This is a genomic window from Nitrospirota bacterium, assembly GCA_037386965.1.
GTDB lineage: Bacteria > Nitrospirota > Thermodesulfovibrionia > Thermodesulfovibrionales > JdFR-86 > JARRLN01.
On record JARRLN010000020.1, the window covers coordinates 1 to 15,379 of the forward strand.

Annotated in this window: 17 protein-coding genes and 1 tRNA gene; 7 read left to right on the forward strand and 11 right to left on the reverse strand. The window is 64.5% G+C overall.

The window, feature by feature from the left end; genetic code table 11:
* Positions 1-306: 306 nt before the first annotated feature.
* Positions 307-404, reverse strand: a tRNA-Sec gene (locus P8Y39_04235).
* A gap of 101 nt (positions 405-505) precedes the next feature.
* Here P8Y39_04235 and P8Y39_04240 point away from each other — a divergent pair.
* Positions 506-1,189 (forward strand): hypothetical protein, encoded by a 684-nt coding sequence (locus P8Y39_04240; GenBank protein MEJ2191545.1) that lies wholly within the window; start codon positions 506-508, stop codon positions 1,187-1,189.
* Between the two features lie 8 nt (positions 1,190-1,197).
* On the opposite strand, the gene P8Y39_04245 is transcribed toward P8Y39_04240, so the two are convergent.
* Complete coding sequence (locus P8Y39_04245) at positions 1,198-1,440, reverse strand: hypothetical protein (GenBank protein MEJ2191546.1); 243 nt, start codon at positions 1,438-1,440, stop codon at positions 1,198-1,200.
* A gap of 61 nt (positions 1,441-1,501) precedes the next feature.
* Complete coding sequence (locus tag P8Y39_04250; GenBank protein ID MEJ2191547.1) at positions 1,502-2,290, reverse strand: hypothetical protein; 789 nt, start codon at positions 2,288-2,290, stop codon at positions 1,502-1,504.
* A gap of 205 nt (positions 2,291-2,495) precedes the next feature.
* Between P8Y39_04250 and tpiA the strand changes: the two genes are divergently transcribed.
* From tpiA to malQ, 5 genes are all read left to right on the forward strand, one after another.
* The gene (gene tpiA / locus P8Y39_04255) at positions 2,496-3,242 is read left to right on the forward strand and encodes a triose-phosphate isomerase (protein ID MEJ2191548.1); all 747 of its coding nucleotides are present in this window, start codon (positions 2,496-2,498) and stop codon (positions 3,240-3,242) included.
* 9 nt (positions 3,243-3,251) lie between these two features.
* On the forward strand, positions 3,252-3,602 hold the full coding sequence (gene secG / locus P8Y39_04260; protein ID MEJ2191549.1) for a preprotein translocase subunit SecG: 351 nt from the start codon (positions 3,252-3,254) through the stop codon (positions 3,600-3,602).
* A gap of 5 nt (positions 3,603-3,607) precedes the next feature.
* Positions 3,608-5,221, forward strand: a complete 1,614-nt coding sequence (locus P8Y39_04265) for a peptide-binding protein (GenBank protein ID MEJ2191550.1) — start codon at positions 3,608-3,610, stop codon at positions 5,219-5,221.
* A gap of 157 nt (positions 5,222-5,378) precedes the next feature.
* On the forward strand, positions 5,379-6,608 hold the full coding sequence (locus P8Y39_04270) for a glucose-1-phosphate adenylyltransferase (GenBank protein ID MEJ2191551.1): 1,230 nt from the start codon (positions 5,379-5,381) through the stop codon (positions 6,606-6,608).
* Positions 6,605-8,773 carry a 4-alpha-glucanotransferase gene (gene malQ, locus P8Y39_04275; GenBank protein MEJ2191552.1) on the forward strand — a complete coding sequence of 723 codons (2,169 nt, stop codon included), beginning with the start codon at positions 6,605-6,607 and terminating at the stop codon, positions 8,771-8,773. The genes P8Y39_04270 and malQ overlap by 4 nt, the downstream gene beginning before the upstream one ends.
* A gap of 21 nt (positions 8,774-8,794) precedes the next feature.
* Here malQ and P8Y39_04280 read toward each other — a convergent pair whose 3' ends face one another.
* The 8 genes from P8Y39_04280 to P8Y39_04315 all read right to left on the reverse strand — a co-directional run bounded on the left by P8Y39_04280 (position 8,795) and on the right by P8Y39_04315 (position 14,185).
* Positions 8,795-9,430 (reverse strand): RNA ligase partner protein, encoded by a 636-nt coding sequence (locus P8Y39_04280; GenBank protein ID MEJ2191553.1) that lies wholly within the window; start codon positions 9,428-9,430, stop codon positions 8,795-8,797.
* A gap of 11 nt (positions 9,431-9,441) precedes the next feature.
* Positions 9,442-10,752 (reverse strand): tetratricopeptide repeat protein, encoded by a 1,311-nt coding sequence (locus P8Y39_04285; GenBank protein MEJ2191554.1) that lies wholly within the window; start codon positions 10,750-10,752, stop codon positions 9,442-9,444.
* Positions 10,752-11,192: a 23S rRNA (pseudouridine(1915)-N(3))-methyltransferase RlmH gene (locus P8Y39_04290; GenBank protein ID MEJ2191555.1), complete on the reverse strand. Its 441-nt coding sequence runs from the start codon at positions 11,190-11,192 to the stop codon at positions 10,752-10,754. The genes P8Y39_04285 and P8Y39_04290 overlap by 1 nt, the downstream gene beginning before the upstream one ends.
* On the reverse strand, positions 11,140-11,535 hold the full coding sequence (rsfS, locus tag P8Y39_04295; protein ID MEJ2191556.1) for a ribosome silencing factor: 396 nt from the start codon (positions 11,533-11,535) through the stop codon (positions 11,140-11,142). Before rsfS ends, P8Y39_04290 begins: the two co-directional genes overlap by 53 nt.
* Before the next feature lie 46 nt (positions 11,536-11,581).
* Positions 11,582-12,238, reverse strand: a complete 657-nt coding sequence (gene nadD, locus P8Y39_04300; GenBank protein ID MEJ2191557.1) for a nicotinate-nucleotide adenylyltransferase — start codon at positions 12,236-12,238, stop codon at positions 11,582-11,584.
* Complete coding sequence (locus tag P8Y39_04305; protein ID MEJ2191558.1) at positions 12,235-12,516, reverse strand: hypothetical protein; 282 nt, start codon at positions 12,514-12,516, stop codon at positions 12,235-12,237. The genes nadD and P8Y39_04305 overlap by 4 nt, the downstream gene beginning before the upstream one ends.
* A 141-nt stretch (positions 12,517-12,657) precedes the next feature.
* Positions 12,658-13,485 carry a hypothetical protein gene (locus tag P8Y39_04310; protein MEJ2191559.1) on the reverse strand — a complete coding sequence of 276 codons (828 nt, stop codon included), beginning with the start codon at positions 13,483-13,485 and terminating at the stop codon, positions 12,658-12,660.
* A gap of 100 nt (positions 13,486-13,585) precedes the next feature.
* Positions 13,586-14,185 (reverse strand): class I SAM-dependent methyltransferase, encoded by a 600-nt coding sequence (locus P8Y39_04315; GenBank protein MEJ2191560.1) that lies wholly within the window; start codon positions 14,183-14,185, stop codon positions 13,586-13,588.
* Positions 14,186-14,480: 295 nt separating this feature from the next.
* Between P8Y39_04315 and P8Y39_04320 the strand changes: the two genes are divergently transcribed.
* The gene (locus tag P8Y39_04320; protein ID MEJ2191561.1) at positions 14,481-15,215 is read left to right on the forward strand and encodes a hypothetical protein; all 735 of its coding nucleotides are present in this window, start codon (positions 14,481-14,483) and stop codon (positions 15,213-15,215) included.
* Positions 15,216-15,379: the final 164 nt, after the last annotated feature.

A 15,379-nucleotide genomic window follows, 5' to 3' on the forward strand; every position in this document is an offset into this window, starting at 1 on the left:
CTGCTTCTCTCTATTCTAAAGTCTTCTAAGTATGCAGAAACGTGACGGTTTTCTGGCCACTCTACGCGATTTCTTATTCAAGGACTCTGAGGATTCAAAGCCCGACGCTGATAACTTGACAAAACTCCCTGAAAAAGTGGAAAATTCTGGAGTCAACTCCTGGGGGGTTTCCATGCGTGGTATCAGGAAACACTTAGGATGGACAAGACAATCCGGACCAGATATACCCCCAGGAAGGTCACCACCCTTGACGATAAGACCCTGAGAAGCCTCGCGGATGCTTCAGAGTCCAGATCAAGGATAATCTGGCGGGAGCGTGTGGGAATCGAACCCACCCTGCCGGTTCTTAGCCGGCAACACCGGATTTGAAGTCCGGGAGGGACACCAGAACCCTATACGCTCCCTCTCCCGTCCATCATAATCCATCTCCCTCTGCCGGAGCAAATGAGCGCGCCGCCCGGACCTGCCATTTTTCCATTAAATCCACTATAATAGGCCGACCCTCATGGAGAGCACGGCGGAGGACAGGCTTCGGAAGGCAGCGGCAACCCTCTTCGGCCCCGGGGCCGGAGAAGACCACCGTTTTCTCCTCACCCTCCCCCTCCCGGCCCTGAAAAGCGCCTACCGGAAGAAGGCCCTGTCCCTGCACCCCGACATGCGCCTGAGGCGCGGGCGGGGCGGGGACGAGCAGTGCTCGGCCCGGTTCATAGAGGCGCGAGAGGCCTACGAGGAGATACTCTCGTTCCTTGGGAAAAGGGGCATCGGGGCCGCGGAGGCGGGCCGGAAAGCGCCCGTCCTTCCGGGGCGGAGGCTTTACCTCGGCGAGTACCTGGCCCGCGTGGGGGCCGTCCCCGAGGGGGCGGTGGCCCGGGCCCTTACCTGGCAGCGGGGGCTTCGCCCTCCCCTGGGGGAACTGGCCAGGAGAAGGGGATGGCTGAGCGAGCGGGCCCTCCATCGCGCCATGGAAGGCCGCCAGAGGGGAGAGCCCCTGGGGCGGGCCGTCCTGCGCATGGGATACCTCACCCACCAGCAGGTAAGAAGCCTGCTCTTCTGCCAGATGCGGGCGCAGCGCCCCCTGGGTGCGTACTTCGTCACCCGTGCATACCTCACCCCCGAGGAGCTGGAGACGCACCTAAGCGGCTGCCGCGCCCATAACGCCCGCTTCCCCGAGGGTGTCCTCGGCGCCTGAGGCGGCCCTCAGAAGGTGAGCCCCAGCCTGAGGAAGAGCTCCCTGTTTTCGTCCTCCACAGCATCGCGCAGGCTCGGGTGCACCTTGATGCCGGTCATCCGGTACTCTGCCTCCACGTAGGCCGAGATGGAGCCGTCCTCGTAGAACGAATAGTGCCCTCCCGCGCTCATCCTGTCCCGCACGGCCCAGGCCCGGGCGGCCTCGACTAGGCCGTCGTCATCGAAGTGCTCGTACCGCACGGCGAGCACCACGGGCTGGGTGAGGATGAACTCCCTCCTCTCCCTGTAAAGCGAGCTGCCGATGCTCCTGATTTCACGGAGGATAAAGCGGTAGGACAGGGTGGCTTGCCCCCACGTCGACGGTCTGGTTCCGCCTGTCGCTGCCGGGCTCGCTGAGGAAGCCGCCGAAGAGGATGACGTGCTCCTTCAGGGGCGAGAGCATGGCCGAGGCGATGAAGGACTCCACGGCGTCGCTTCCGTCCCCGGCGCGCCGGATGCGCCCGGTGTCCAGGAGGCCGGAGTCGAAGAGGTGGTCCATGAGCTCCTCGCCCTTGTAGGCCGTAAGGGAGAGGTCCAGGTGCCAGGGCCCGGTGTACCCGGCGGTCAGGCCCACCTGGTTGACCTCGTAGGCGTCCTGGGTCATGGGGTCGGAGACCAGGGGGTTTTCGAAAACGCCGAAGGGCAGCGCCCGCTTGCCCATGGTCGCGTAGAAGGGGGTCCGCGGGAAGTCCAGGGTAAGGATTACCTCGTCGAAGGTGACGCCTGCGGCCTCCTCGGTGCCCAGGTCCTCGGCCAGAAGGAGGGCGAAGCCCTGTATCCAGTCCACGAAGTCGGCCTCCACGCCCAACTCCACCGTGCTGACCAGGAGGTCCGACGAGGTCTCCGAGCCCTTCTCGGCGACGTCCCCGTGCTCCCGCCAGACGAAGTCGCCCTCGAAGATACCCGTAAGCCGCACCCTCTTCATCCAGGGCGGCCCCTCCGGCCCCTCTTCCGCCTCGGGCAGCCGGGCCGCCTCGTGGGCCGCCTCGGCCGGGGGCCCGGCCAGCACGAACAGCATGAAAACGAGCGCCGCAAGGAGCGCCGCCCCGCGCGTTGCGTGCATGAAATACCTCCCTGAGAATTATTGAGACTGATTCGCGTTTGCAATAATAATCCGCCCGCCCCTTGCCTGTCAAGCCGCGGCCCGGAGGACCGCCCGTCAGGCGGCAGGAGGGCATCCACCGGAGGGGGGATTTCTCGTTTGCCCGCGGCAAGGGGCTCACGCCTTGTTGCCCGGGGAGGCGTTATGGTATAAAATATAGGTTCTTATGCGAAAGCCCTTCATGGCAGCAAACTGGAAGATGCACAAGACCGTGCCCGAGGCGCGGGCCTTCGTGGAGGAGTTCGCCCCGCTGGTCACGGGGGCAGGAGAGGTGGACGTCGTTCTGGCGCCCTCCTTTACGGCCCTTTATCCGGTGGCCGAGCTGATAAAGGGAACCAACATCGCCCTGTCGGCCCAGAACGTCTTTTACGAGGAGAAGGGGGCCTACACCGGCGAGGTCTCCCCGAGCATGCTCCGCGACCTGGGATGCGAGTACTGCATCGTGGGACATTCGGAGCGGAGGCAGTACTTCGGCGAGACCGACGACGTCGTCAACAAGAAGCTCAGGGCCGCGGTGGCGGCCGGACTGAAGGGCATCTTCTGCATCGGCGAGCCCCTGGAGGTGCGACAGGCCGGGAAGACGAACGACCTCCTGAAGACACAGCTCACCGAAGGGCTCCGGGACGTGGACCTCTCCAGGGTGGTCATCGCCTACGAGCCCGTCTGGGCCATAGGCACCGGGGTGACGGCCACGCCGGAGCAGGCCCAGGACGCCCACAGCTTCATCCGCGGCCACGTGGCAAGCCTCTATGATGGCGCCCTGGCCGAGAACGTGCGGATACTGTACGGCGGCAGCGTGAAGCCCGACAACACCGCCAGCCTCATGGAGGCCCCGGACATCGACGGGGCCCTGGTGGGTGGGGCCAGCCTGAAGCCGGACAGTTTTGCCAATATCGTGAAATTCAAGGGATAAAGGGGAAAGATGGTTACTTTTCTGGTCGTCCTGCATGTGGTGGTCTCCCTGCTTCTGGTCTTTATCGTTCTGGTGCAGGGCGGCAAGGGGGCCGAGATGGGCGCCGCCTTCGGGGGCGGCTCAAGCCAGACCCTCTTCGGCGCCCGGGGAGCCGCCACGTTTCTTACCAAGATGACCACGGTCGTTGCCGTCATCTTCATGGTCACGTCCCTCCTGCTGGCCATCGCCTCGATTCGGCAGCCCTCGGTGGTCAAGGAGCTTCCGGCGACACAGGCCCCGGCAGCCCCGGCAAACCCCCAGGCGCCGCTACCGGCCGGACCGCCCTCCGGGGGCCAGCCGTCGGGCCCCGCCCAGCAGTAGCCGGGGTGCGGAGGGCTTTCCTCGGGCGTGCCGCGGGCGTGCTTGCGGCCCTGCTCGTCCTGGGCGTCCTCCTTGCGGGCTGCACCAGGGAGCCCACGGTCGAAAACCCCCAGGCCATCACGGTGGGCACGCTGGCCGACGCCAAGAGGCTCCTGCCGCCCCTGGCCACCGACAGCGCTTCGGCGGACATCAGCCAGCTCATCTTCAACGGGCTCGTCAAGTACGACAAGGACCTCACCCTGGTGGGAGACCTGGCCCGTTCCTGGGAGGTGCGCAGGGGCGGGCTGGAGATAATCTTTCACCTCCGGAAGGGCGTCAGGTGGCAGGACGGGGAGGAGTTCACCTCCGAGGACGTCGTCTTCACCTATAAGACAGTAACGGACCCGAAGGTCCCCACTCCCTACGGCAGCATCTACGGCCCGGTAAAGAAGGTGCAGGCCGTGGACCCCTACACGGTGCGGGTCACCTACTCCGAGCCCTTCGCCCCCGCCATCGAGTCCTGGAGCATGGGCATCATGCCCAAGCACATCCTCCAGGGCAAGGACATCAGCGACGACGCGTACGCCCGGCATCCGGTGGGCACCGGACCGTACCGACTCACGGAGTGGGTGCCGGGCCAGAAAATCGTCCTGGACGCCTACGACGGGTACTTCGAGGGCAAGCCGGGCGTCAGGAGGTACATCTCCCGGGTCATCCCGGACCCGGCCACCATGTTTCTGGAGCTGAAGTTCGGGGGCATCGATTACATGGGCCTCACCCCCACGCAGTACAAGCTTCAGACGGACTCGGAGCTCTTCCGGACCTACTTTCAGAAGTTCCGCTATCCGTCCTTCGGCTTTACCTACATGGGCTACAACCTCCTGGACCCCCGGTTTCAGGACGTGCGGGTGCGCAGGGCCATCACCCACGCCATAAACAAGAAAGACATCATCAAGGGCGTGCTCCTGGGCTACGGCACCCCCTGCACCGGCCCCTTCCCCCCCGAGTCCTGGGCCTATAACCCCGACGTGAAGGACCCCGCGTACGACCCCGGGAGGGCCCTGGAACTTCTGAGGGAGGCCGGATGGCAGATGCGGAAAGACGGCCTTCAGTGGAAGGACGGCGAGCCCTTCCGCTTCACCGTCATCACCAACCAGGGCAACGACGTCCGCCTCAAGGCGGCGCAGATAATCAAGCAGGACCTGAAGGCCGTCGGCATCGACATGACCATCAAGGTCCTGGAGTGGCAGGCCATGCTCCATGAGTTCATAGACAAGAAGAAGTTCGAGGCGGTCATCCTGGGCTGGTCCCTCTCGCGGGACCCCGACATCTACGACATCTGGCATTCATCGAAGACGAAGGAAAACGAGTTCAATTTCATCTCCTACAAGAACAAGGAGGTGGACAGGCTTCTTCTGGAAGGCCGGAGGACCTTCGACCGGCAGAAGAGGCAGAAAATCTACCGCCGCATACACGCCATCCTGGCCGAGGAGCAGCCCTACACATTCCTCTTCGTGCCGGACGCCCTGCCGGTCCTGCACAAGCGCTTCAAGGGCGTGGAGCAGTCCCCCATCGGCATCTGGTACGACTTCATCCACTGGCACGTGCCGAAGAGCCGGGCGCAGTGGTACACCGACTGAGAGCCCCCGGCGCCGGGAAAGCTTGCTTCCACCACCCTTGAGAACCGCGGGGATGGGATTTCTTTATCCCCCTCTTTACAAATACCCCCTAAGCCCTTACAATTGAAACCGTCAACCGCCCGAGCGGCGTCGCTGCGCCATACCGGAAAGGAGAAAGATGGCCCATCCCAGAATCCTGGCCCTTGTTCTGGCAGGCGGCAAAGGGGAACGGCTCTTCCCCCTGACCGCCATGCGTTCCAAGCCCTCCGTGCCCTTCGGCGGAAGGTACAGGATCGTCGATTTCGTCCTGAGCAACATGGTCAACTCCCACATCTTCTCCATCTACCTCCTGGTGCAGTACAAGAGCCAGTCGCTCATCGAGCACATCAGGAAGAACTGGGTGCTCTCTCCCATCGTGCGGGACCACTTCATCGCGCTGGTGCCGCCCCAGATGCGCACGGGGCCGGAGTGGTTTCAGGGCACGGCGGACGCGGTTTTCCAGAACGTCAACCTCATCAGCGACCACAACCCCGAGCTGGCCATCATCTTCGGGGCCGACCACATCTACCGCATGGACATCCGCCGGATGATAGACTTTCACCTGGTCAAGGGGGCCGATGTGACCGTGGCGGCCCGGCCCGTGCCCGTATCGGAGGCCTCGGCCTTCGGCGTCATCCACACGGACGAAGAAAACAGGATAACGGGCTTTCTGGAAAAACCGAAGAGCCCGCCCCCCATGCCGGGGGACCCCACGCGCTCCTACGTCTCCATGGGCAACTACATCTTCGGCAAGGGCGTCCTCTTGACGGCCCTGGCCAGCGCCCAGCGGCAGCACCAGCACGACTTCGGCGCGCACATCCTCCCCGCCCTGGTGGAAAAGAAGAAGCGGGTCTTCGCCTATGACTTCGCCACCAACGTCATCCCCGGCCTGCACGGCTACGAGGAGGCCGGCTACTGGAGGGACGTGGGCACCATCCCGGCCTTCTTCGACGCCCACATGGACATGCTCGGCCACGAGCCGAAATTCGAGATAAACAACCTTCTCTGGCCCATCAACACCGGCGCGGCCAAGGCGGCCTCGGCCAAGGTGCTCAAGGGAGACCTCAGAAACAGCATCATCACCGAGGGCGCGGTCATCGACGGCGCCACCATAAGCAACTCCATAATCAGAAGCGGCGTCGTCATCGAAAAGGGCGCCCACATCTCGGACTGCATCATCATGGACAACGCGGTCCTCAGGCGGGACTGCAAGCTCCGGCGGGCCATCGTGGACAAGAACAACATCGTGGAGAGGGGGGAGGAAATCGGGTTCAGCCCGGAAGAGGACAGGTTCCGGTGCCACATCGACCCCTCCGGCATCGCCATCCTTCCCAAGGGAGGGCGGACGAAAAGGAGACGGAAAAAATGACCGTCTCCCCGGAGGAGCACGTCATCGACGAACTTGCCCGGCTCCTCCACATCGAGCCCCGCTACCACGACATCTGGGGAAACCTCCGCGTCATCTCACGAAAGAGCAAGGAATCCATCCTGAAGGCCATGGGCGTGAAGGACGCGGCCGAAAAGCTCGCGGAATTGAAGCGCCGCCCCTGGAACAGGCTGCTCGAGCCCGTGGAGGTCATCTCCGCGGACGCCCAGCCCCATACCTTCCGGCTCCATTTCCCCCTGGAGGACGGCCAGGAGGAAGGCGTGACCGTGACCCTCAGCTTCCAGGGCGAGGAGGGCGCAACGAGCCGGAGGGTCATCCGGGGGGTGGTCCCCGCGGAGGCAGCCCGCATCGACGGAAAACGCCACGTGCGCGTGGATATCCCCGACGAGGCCGTCCGCCCGATGGGATACCACAGGCTCGCGGCCCGGGTCAGGCGCGGGCAGGAGGAGATGAGCGGCAGCATGCGCCTCATCGTGGCCCCCAACACAAGCCACCCGCCGCCGGAGCGCACCTGGGGGCTCTGGGCAAGCCTGTATTCCCTCCGTTCCGAGCGCAACTGGGGATTCGGCGATTTCGGCGACCTGGCGGCCCTGGCCGAGTGGGTCGGGGCCGAGGGGGGTGCCTTCGTGGGCATAAACCCCCTGCATGCCACCCCGGATCGGGTCAGCTTCGTGGGTCCCTACGGTCCCTCGAGCAGGCTTTACATGAACCAGCTCTACCTTGACCTCGAAGAGGTCCTCAGCGGGTCTGCCGAGGGGAGGGCCTTCCTGGAAGCGCCGGAGACCCGGAGGAAAATCGAGGAGCTCAGGGCGAAGGAGCTCATCGACTACGACGGGGTCTGGGAGCTCAAGGAGCGGGCGCTGAGGACCGCCTTCGGCGCCTTCTTGGAAAACCACATCAAGAAGGGCACGCCCGAGGGGGCGGAGTTCTCGGCCTATATCGAGAGGGAGGGGGAGCCGCTGCACCTGTTCGCCCTGTTCAGGGCGCTGGACGCGGAGTTCGGAAGCCAAGGCGAGGGGCGCCTTTCGTGGCGCGCGTGGCCGGAGGGGTTCCGCTCCCCGCGCACTGCCGAGGTGCAGCGGTTTGCGGCAACCCATCCGGAAGAGATACTCCTTCACAAGTTCGTCCAGTGGCTCCTGGCCGAGAGGCTCGCCCGGGTGCGCGCCCGCATCGCCGAAGGAGGCGGCATCCTCTATGGGGACCTCGCCGTGGGCTCCTCGGAGCACGGAAGCGACGCCTGGAGCTTCTCCGACGTCTTCGCCTTCGGCATCCACACCGGGGCCCCTCCGGACGATTTCAACCCCCGGGGGCAGAACTGGGTCTTCCCGCCCCTCTGCCCAGAGGCCCTCCGGGAAAGCGGCTACGAGGTCTTCATCCAGACGGTGCGGAAGAACCTGGCCCGGGTGGATGCCATCCGGATAGACCACGCCCTGTCGCTTTTCAGGCTTTTCTGGATACCGGAGGGCGCCTCCCCCCCGGAGGGCGCCTACGTGCGCTATCCCCACGAGGACCTCCTGCGCATCGTCTGCCTGGAGAGCGTGCGCAGCCGCACCGTCGTCGTCGCCGAGGACCTAGGCACCGTGCCCGCCGGGGTGCGCGAGACGCTGCGCCGTTTCGGGATGCTGGGGTACCGTCTGTTTTACTTCGAGCGCGACTGGGAAAGCGGCGAGTTTCTCCCGCCCGGGGCTTACCCCGACATGGCCCTCACCGCGGTCACCACGCACGACCTGCCCACCCTGCGGGGGTTCTGGAGCGGCCATGACATCGAGGTCAAAAGGGCCCTGGGGGTCTACGCGGACGAGGAGGCGTACGGCCGGGCCCTCACGGAGAGGGAACGCCAGAAGACCCTGGTGCTGGAGGCCCTGAAAAAGCACCTCTCCCCGGAACTCCGCCTCGACTCCCTCTCCCTGCCGGCCATGACGGAGGAGCTGTTCCTGGAAATCCACAGGTACCTGGCGCGCACCCCCTCGAAGATGATGGCGGTAAGCCTGGACGACCTCATGTTCGCCGCCGACCAGCAGAACATGCCCGGCACCCACGACCCCTCGAACTGGAGGCACAAGAGCCCCGAGCTCATCTCCACGCTTCCCGCCAGCGAACGCGCGCGGGCCCTTGCGCGGATAATGAGGGAGGAAGGCCGGGCCTGAGAGGGAGCCGGGCGGATGTCCTTACGGGCCGGCTTTCTCCACGGAGGCCAGCAGGTAGTCCTTGAACTTCTCCGGAAAGAGCCACCGCACGCCGAGCTTATCGGCCCACTTCAGGGCCCCCTGGTCCGCCGTCACCAGCAGGGCGTCCAGTTCCTTGGCCAGGAGGATGAGGTCGACGTCCTCCCGGCTGTCGATGATGCCCTCCCTCAGGGCCTCCCGGTACTTTCGCCTGAGGTCCTGGATGGCCTCGTCCGGGCCCGACACGCCCATGCTCCGGACGGCCTTTTCGGCTATCCTCAGCCCCTTGTTCACCCTGCCCCTGATGTCCTCGATGAGCTCGTAGAGGAAGACCGCGGGGGTGGTCATCTCGTAGCGGCTCGGCGGCTTCTGGCGTAGATGGACCAGGAGCTCCGGGGGGAGCCGGTCCCGCTGAACAAAGTTCATCAGCTCCTCGAAGACCGAGGGCGGCATGTAGAAACGAAGATGCGGAGCACGGGAGGCCAGGGAGAGAAAGTTCTCGAGGGCTTCGGTGGGCGTGGCCCCCAGGACGCCCCGCACGTCGGGGTTGACAAAGAGGCTTGTGTCAAGGACGATGCGCTCCGTCCCCTCGGACGCGCCCTTCTCCCTGCCCGTCCCCCGTCCCTCCCGACTGGACATCCCGGAGCCCACTACACCCGGCAGGCACCCTGGAGCTCGAAACGATAGGAGTTCCAGCTCCCGCACTCCGGGCACCGGCCCGACCACTGCCTGTCCTCGTGGCCGCAGACGCTGCAGCAGTACGGAAGACGCATGCTCCCGCCCAGCTCGATGGTTTTTCTGAACTGCTCCACGGCCTTGCCGCACTCGTCCCTCCTGAGGTGCAGCTCCCCCAGGAGCTTGTGCAGGTCGGGCCAGGTCTCCGCGGTGTCCAGGGAGGCCAGGACGTCGAAGGCGTCCTCTATCATCTCCAGGCGGAAGTACAGCTTGCCCAGGAAAAACTTCAGCGCCTCGTCGCGGGGGCGGGCAGAGAGGGCCTTCCGGTAAATGCGGATGAGGCGGGAGGGCTCCTCCAGGGAGATGAGAAGGTCCTCCAGGCGCGCCAGGATTATCTGGGACGAGGTGGACTCGTAGGCCCTCTCCAGGTAGCTCACCGCCTCTTCGGTGTCCCCCCCGGCCAGCATGGTCTCGGCCACTCCGAGGTGAGCGGGGGTGAACTTCTCGTCCTCCCGCACCAGGGTCTTGAAGGCCTTCAGAGCCTTCTCCAGGTCGCCCTTCTCCAGGCTGTCCCGGGCCAGTTCGTAGCGGAAGCCCTTGAGGTTGGCCTCCTCGCGCTCCTTGTCGCGCTCCTCCCGGAGCAGCCTGAGTATGGCCTTTTGCACCTCGATGAGCTCGTCCCATCGCCCTTCGCGCTCCAGGATGGAGCGCTTCATGTGCAGGGCGCTCAGGTTGTCGGGGTCCAGGTCCAGGATGTTCTCGACGTAGCCCAGGGCCTCGTCCCAGCCCTGCATCTTCTCCATGATGCGCGCCAGGGAGAACAGGGCCTCCAGGTGCTCGGGGGAGGAGGCGTGCGCCCGCTTGTAATGGCCGTAGGCCTCCTCGTCCCGCCCCTTGTTGGCCTCGATGTCCCCCAGCCGGAGATGGGCGTCGGTGTGCCCGGGTTCCTTCTTCAGTATGGCGCTCAGGGCGGCCCGGGCCTCGGCCTCGTCCTCGGCCAGGATGGCGTTGAGGGCCTGGGTGTAGAGGCTGTGGATCTTCTCTTCGTTCTTCTGCTTCTTCTGGTACTGGTAGGTGAACAGGAAGCGGCGGGTGTCGCGGATGGCAAACAGAAGGAGCATGCAGGCCGCGCCGAAGACGCTTGAGAAAAGAATGACGCCTATCTTGGGAATCTCGTAGCTCTGGTCGAAGGGCACGAATATGGCGGTGGGGTCGTTGTTGTAGACGGCGAACAGGGCGAGCACGCCCAGCATGAGAATCACGATGAGGACGGTCACCTTGCCCATCAGTGATGGTACCCCGTGCCGGCCTTGATCGTCACGGCCCTGTAAAGCTGCTCCAGGAGCAGAAGACGGGCCATCTCGTGCGTCAGGGTCATGCGGGAGAGCGCCAGGGTCGCGGCGGCCCGCCGACGCACGTCCTCGGAGACGCCGTGCGGGCCGCCCACCACGAAATCCACCCGGGGGCGGTCCCCGAGAAACCCCGCCAACTCCTCCGAGGTCATCTCGCGTCCCCGCTCATCCAGAAGCACATAAGTCTCGGCCTGCTTCACTATCCTCTCGCCTTCCCGCCGGAGCACCCTCACCGGGTCCTTGCCCCCCTTCTCCTCCTTGATTTCCACGACCCGGACATCCGCGTGAGGTTGAAGCAGCGCAAGATACTTGCCGATGCCCTCAGCCAGAAAGGCTTCTTTTGTCTTCCCTACCCAGAGTATCCGGACCTTCATCCACAGGGACTCTCGGGGCGTCCAGCCAGAGCTTCTCCAGCTCGTAGAACTCCCGCGTCTCCTTCTCGAAGACGTGCGCGATGACGTCCCCGTAGTCCATCAGCACCCAGTGCGCGTGCGAGCGCCCTTCCACGCCCAGGGGCCGCTTCCTCCGCCTGGCGAGGCCTCGCTCGATGTTCTCCACGATGGCCTCCACCTGCTGCGTGCTGGCCCCCGAGCAGACGACGAAATAGTCCGCGTACATGACCAGGGAGCCGACGTCCAGCACGATGACGTCAGCGGCTTTCTTGTCGAGGGCTAATCTGGCGATCTCGAGAGCCTTGTCTCTGCTTGTCAGCGGCAACCCCGTCCTTTTCGAGCCCGTCCCGTATGCGCCGTGCACGCCGCCATCAGCCGGCGTAAAGTCCAGTTGACATTATAAAGAATTCGACATCCCGAGGCAATAAATATTTGATGCTCCGGCCCGCACGGACGGCCTCGCGGATATCCGTCGAAGAGATGTCCAGGAGGCTCACCCTGAGGAGGTGGGCGGTGCGCCCCCCGGTAAGCCTGCCCTTTCCCGAGACGGCCTCTCCCCGGTCCAGGGCCTCCAGGGCGCCCGCGGCGATGTCCAGAAAAGGGCTTTCCGCAAGCTCTCCGAAGCGGCGGGGCGGCCTCCCGATGACCACGAAGTCCATGGCGCCCACAAGCTCCTCCGGCTCCTTCCACTCAGGAAGGTCCAGGAAGGCGTCCAGGCCCAGGATGAAGAGGATGTCGGCCCCGGGATAAAGCCGCCCGAGCTCGCGCGCCGTCTCTACGGTGTAGGAGGTCCGTGGGGTGCGCACCTCGATGTCCGAGACGTCAAAGGCCCCGTTGGGGGCCGTGGCGATGAGGGTCATCCTGTAGCGCGCTTCGGCCTCGGCCAGGTCGGCGGACTTCAGGGGGGGATTGCCCGCCGGGATGAAGAGGACCTTCTCCATGTCGAGCCTCTCGCGGACCTCCTCGGCGGCCCTCAGGTGCCCGAAATGGATGGGATTGAAGGTGCCCCCCAGGACCCCGAGCCTCATAGGCCCATTTTCTTGAGGGCGTCCTTGGCGGTCTGCCCGGTGGGGCTCACCTCCTCCGGCAGGTACAGCATCACCCCGCCCCGCACGGGCCGGATGACCACCTTTCCTTCCTTGGCCAAGGCGTTTGTGACCTTGACGGGGTCCTCGCCGTCGTAGTAGTCCTTGAACGCCTCGTTAAACCCGGAATAGACCGTATGGATGCCCTTGTATCCTTCCTTCCTCAGATTGACGATGGCCCTTCTGACGAACTCCTCGTACGAAACCTTCTCTTCCGACATACCCCTCTCTCCTTTCAGGATTTGACGGAGCGTCCTCCCCGGTTTTCTCCCCTTTAACTCCCCTTAATATATGGATATAGGCATAAGAGTACAATATAGGGAGTATTTTTTCAACAGATTCCCGGGAATTCCAGAACAGCGTCAGAGCACGTACAGGAAGCTGTCCCCCGAGGGGCAGGCCAGCCGGAAGCGGACCGCCTTGGCCCCGCGCAGGACCGAGTAGCCCCCGTCGCGCCAGGCGACCTCCTTGGGCTGGGAGGCCCGCACCTTTGCGCCCTCCTCGGAAAGCCGCGAGGCCAGCTTCCTGCTGGCCTGGGCACAGAACTGCCGCACGGCCTCCAGGAGGGCCGGAAGTTCGCGGGAGCCGCGCACCAGAAGCAGGGCCACGTCCACCGGGACGGAAATGACGTAGAGGAGGTTCACGTCGCCGTTAAAGCGCACGGAAAAGACACCGAAATTCTTCTCCGGCTCCTCTTGGGTCACCTCGGCCTCGTCCGGTTTCACGCTGGTGACGGCCGAGCGTCTGAGGGACGCCGCGGTCACCTCCAGGGCATCCCGTACGGCGGCGGGGTTGCTGAGCCCCCGGGGCAGGACAAGGTCGCCCTGGCCGCTACACTGCGCCTCGAACAGGAGGAGCTCCTCCCTCAGACGGCCCCTGCTCAGAAAACCCTTCCGGACCAGGGCCTCCCCCAGGGAGAGGTGTTCGGATTTCTGGTGGCTGAGGACGCCGCCCACCTCCACGGGGCTGAGGATGCCCAGCTTCACGGCTATCTCCCCTATCATCATGTCCGTCCGCCTCTGCTCCCGGAGAAGCGATTCGAGCTCCCGGGCGCCCAGCATGCCCTTGCTCCGGGCGACCTCGCCGAACCTCAGGTTTCCCGCTTCCTGGTGCCGCACGGCCTCCTGAAGCTGCTCGCTGCCGATAACGCCGCGGTCCAGAAGGAACTGACCGAAAAACTTTACCGCCATGGGCCGTTCCGCCTCCCGTCGAAGGAATGAGTTTGCTCAGGGCCGCCCGTGTCCGCCTTGTTCCACCACCCGGCGCACGGTGGTGGACCGGGCGTCCGCCCTAGGGCGCGCCGCGCTTCTGGGCCACGCCGAAGGCCAGCCATCCGTCCACGGTCCTCAAGCCGGTCACTTCGGCTCCGTCCGCGCCCAGCTCCTCCCGCAGCTCCTGCACCGTGAACCTTCCCCCTTCGGGGTGCCGGGTGAGCTTCCGCATGAGGAAGCTGGCCAGCAGCGGCCGGAGAATCTCCTCGAAAAACAACTCGCCTCCGGGCTTGAGGATGCGCATCACTTCCCGCACCGCCTTTCTCCAGTCCTCCATGTGGTGGAGCACGCCGAAGGAGAAGACGGCGTCGTAGGCCTCGTCGGGCTCATCGAGCTGCATGGCGTCGGCCACCTTGAACTCAACCCTCCCCTCGTGCCCGGGCTTGAGCTGTCTTCGGGCCCGCTCGACCTCGGACGGGTCGGCATCGGTGGCAACGACCTTTTCCGCCCCGAAACTCTCCACGATGATGCGCGCCCCAATCCCTCTTCCGCAGCCTATCTCGAAGCACCGGGGGTAGGACTGCCGGCGGGCCATTTTCCTCAGGAGCGGGGCCTGCATGTGCTCCTGGCTCCAGGCCCGCATGGGACTGCCGGTGATGAGCCTCTCTATGCGGTTCACGCGTCAGGCAGTGGACGACGAGGACGACGAGTGCGACGGCGACCAGAACGGCGCAAGAGACTCCGGCGACTCTCAGGACCTTCAGGGTAATCTCGGCCCGCCTCTCGTCCATAGACCCTCACTGAGGATGCTAGCAGAAATGGGGGGCCGGCGGAAGCGAAAAAAATTCCTTTTTGGTGATTCTAAATGTTGGCGGAAGCAACTTTGTAGTGTACATTAAGTCCGTTTTGGAACGAAAGTGCTTGTTTTTGTGAGGAAGACGGAGAAAACAGGGCACATGGCCCAGGAGGTGCAGATGAGAACATCGAGGATAACGCGGGTCATCCCGGCCCTGCTGGTCCTGCTTCTGGTGTGGGGATGCGTACCCGCGGCCAAGTCCTACAGGGCCCATCCGGACTTCGAGGCCCGGGCCCAGGACATCAAGGCCCCCGTCCTGGTCCCGCCGGAGGTCAACATCTATGAGCTCTCGACGGGCGGGGTGCGCGAGCTGAGGGACGACTGGTCCGAGCAGGGCCAGCATAACACGGCCTCGGCCGTCGTGGCCGTCTTCGGAGAGATTCCCCTTCCCGTGAAGGAGGCCAACCTGCCCAAAAAGCTCCGCAAGGAGCTCGATGACGTGCAGGCGCTCTACAGGGCCGTCTCCACGAGCATCCACGCCCACACATACGGGCAGGCGGGGCTGTTCCCCGACAAGGTGAAGAATTTCGAGTATTCCCTGGGCCCCATAGACAGCATCCTGAACTACTATCACTCCGACGCCCTCATCATCGTTTACGGGGTGGACGAGATATCCACCTCGGGCAGAAAGGCCCTGAGGGCCGCGGGGCTCGTCCTGTCCACCGTCCTGGGCGACTCCGTCGTTCCCAACGCCGGCGTTTCGGCGATAAGCGTGGCCGTGGTGGACCGCTCCGGGACCATCCTCTGGTACAACGTGGGGGGCAGCGAAGGCGGCAACGACTTGAGGGATTATGAAAGCACGGAGAGTCTCGTCAGGAGCATTCTCGCCGACTACCCGGGGATAAGCAAATGAGAACGTTCGCACGGAAATACATCACGGTCCTCCTGGGCGTGCTGCTTCTGGCAGGGCAATAACGCGACCCTTGAAGACGACGAGAAGCGCCTCTGGAACAGGGTCGAGGAGGAGGAAGACGCCCTCAACCACAGCGGCAGCCTCTACGAGGACAAGCAGCTTCT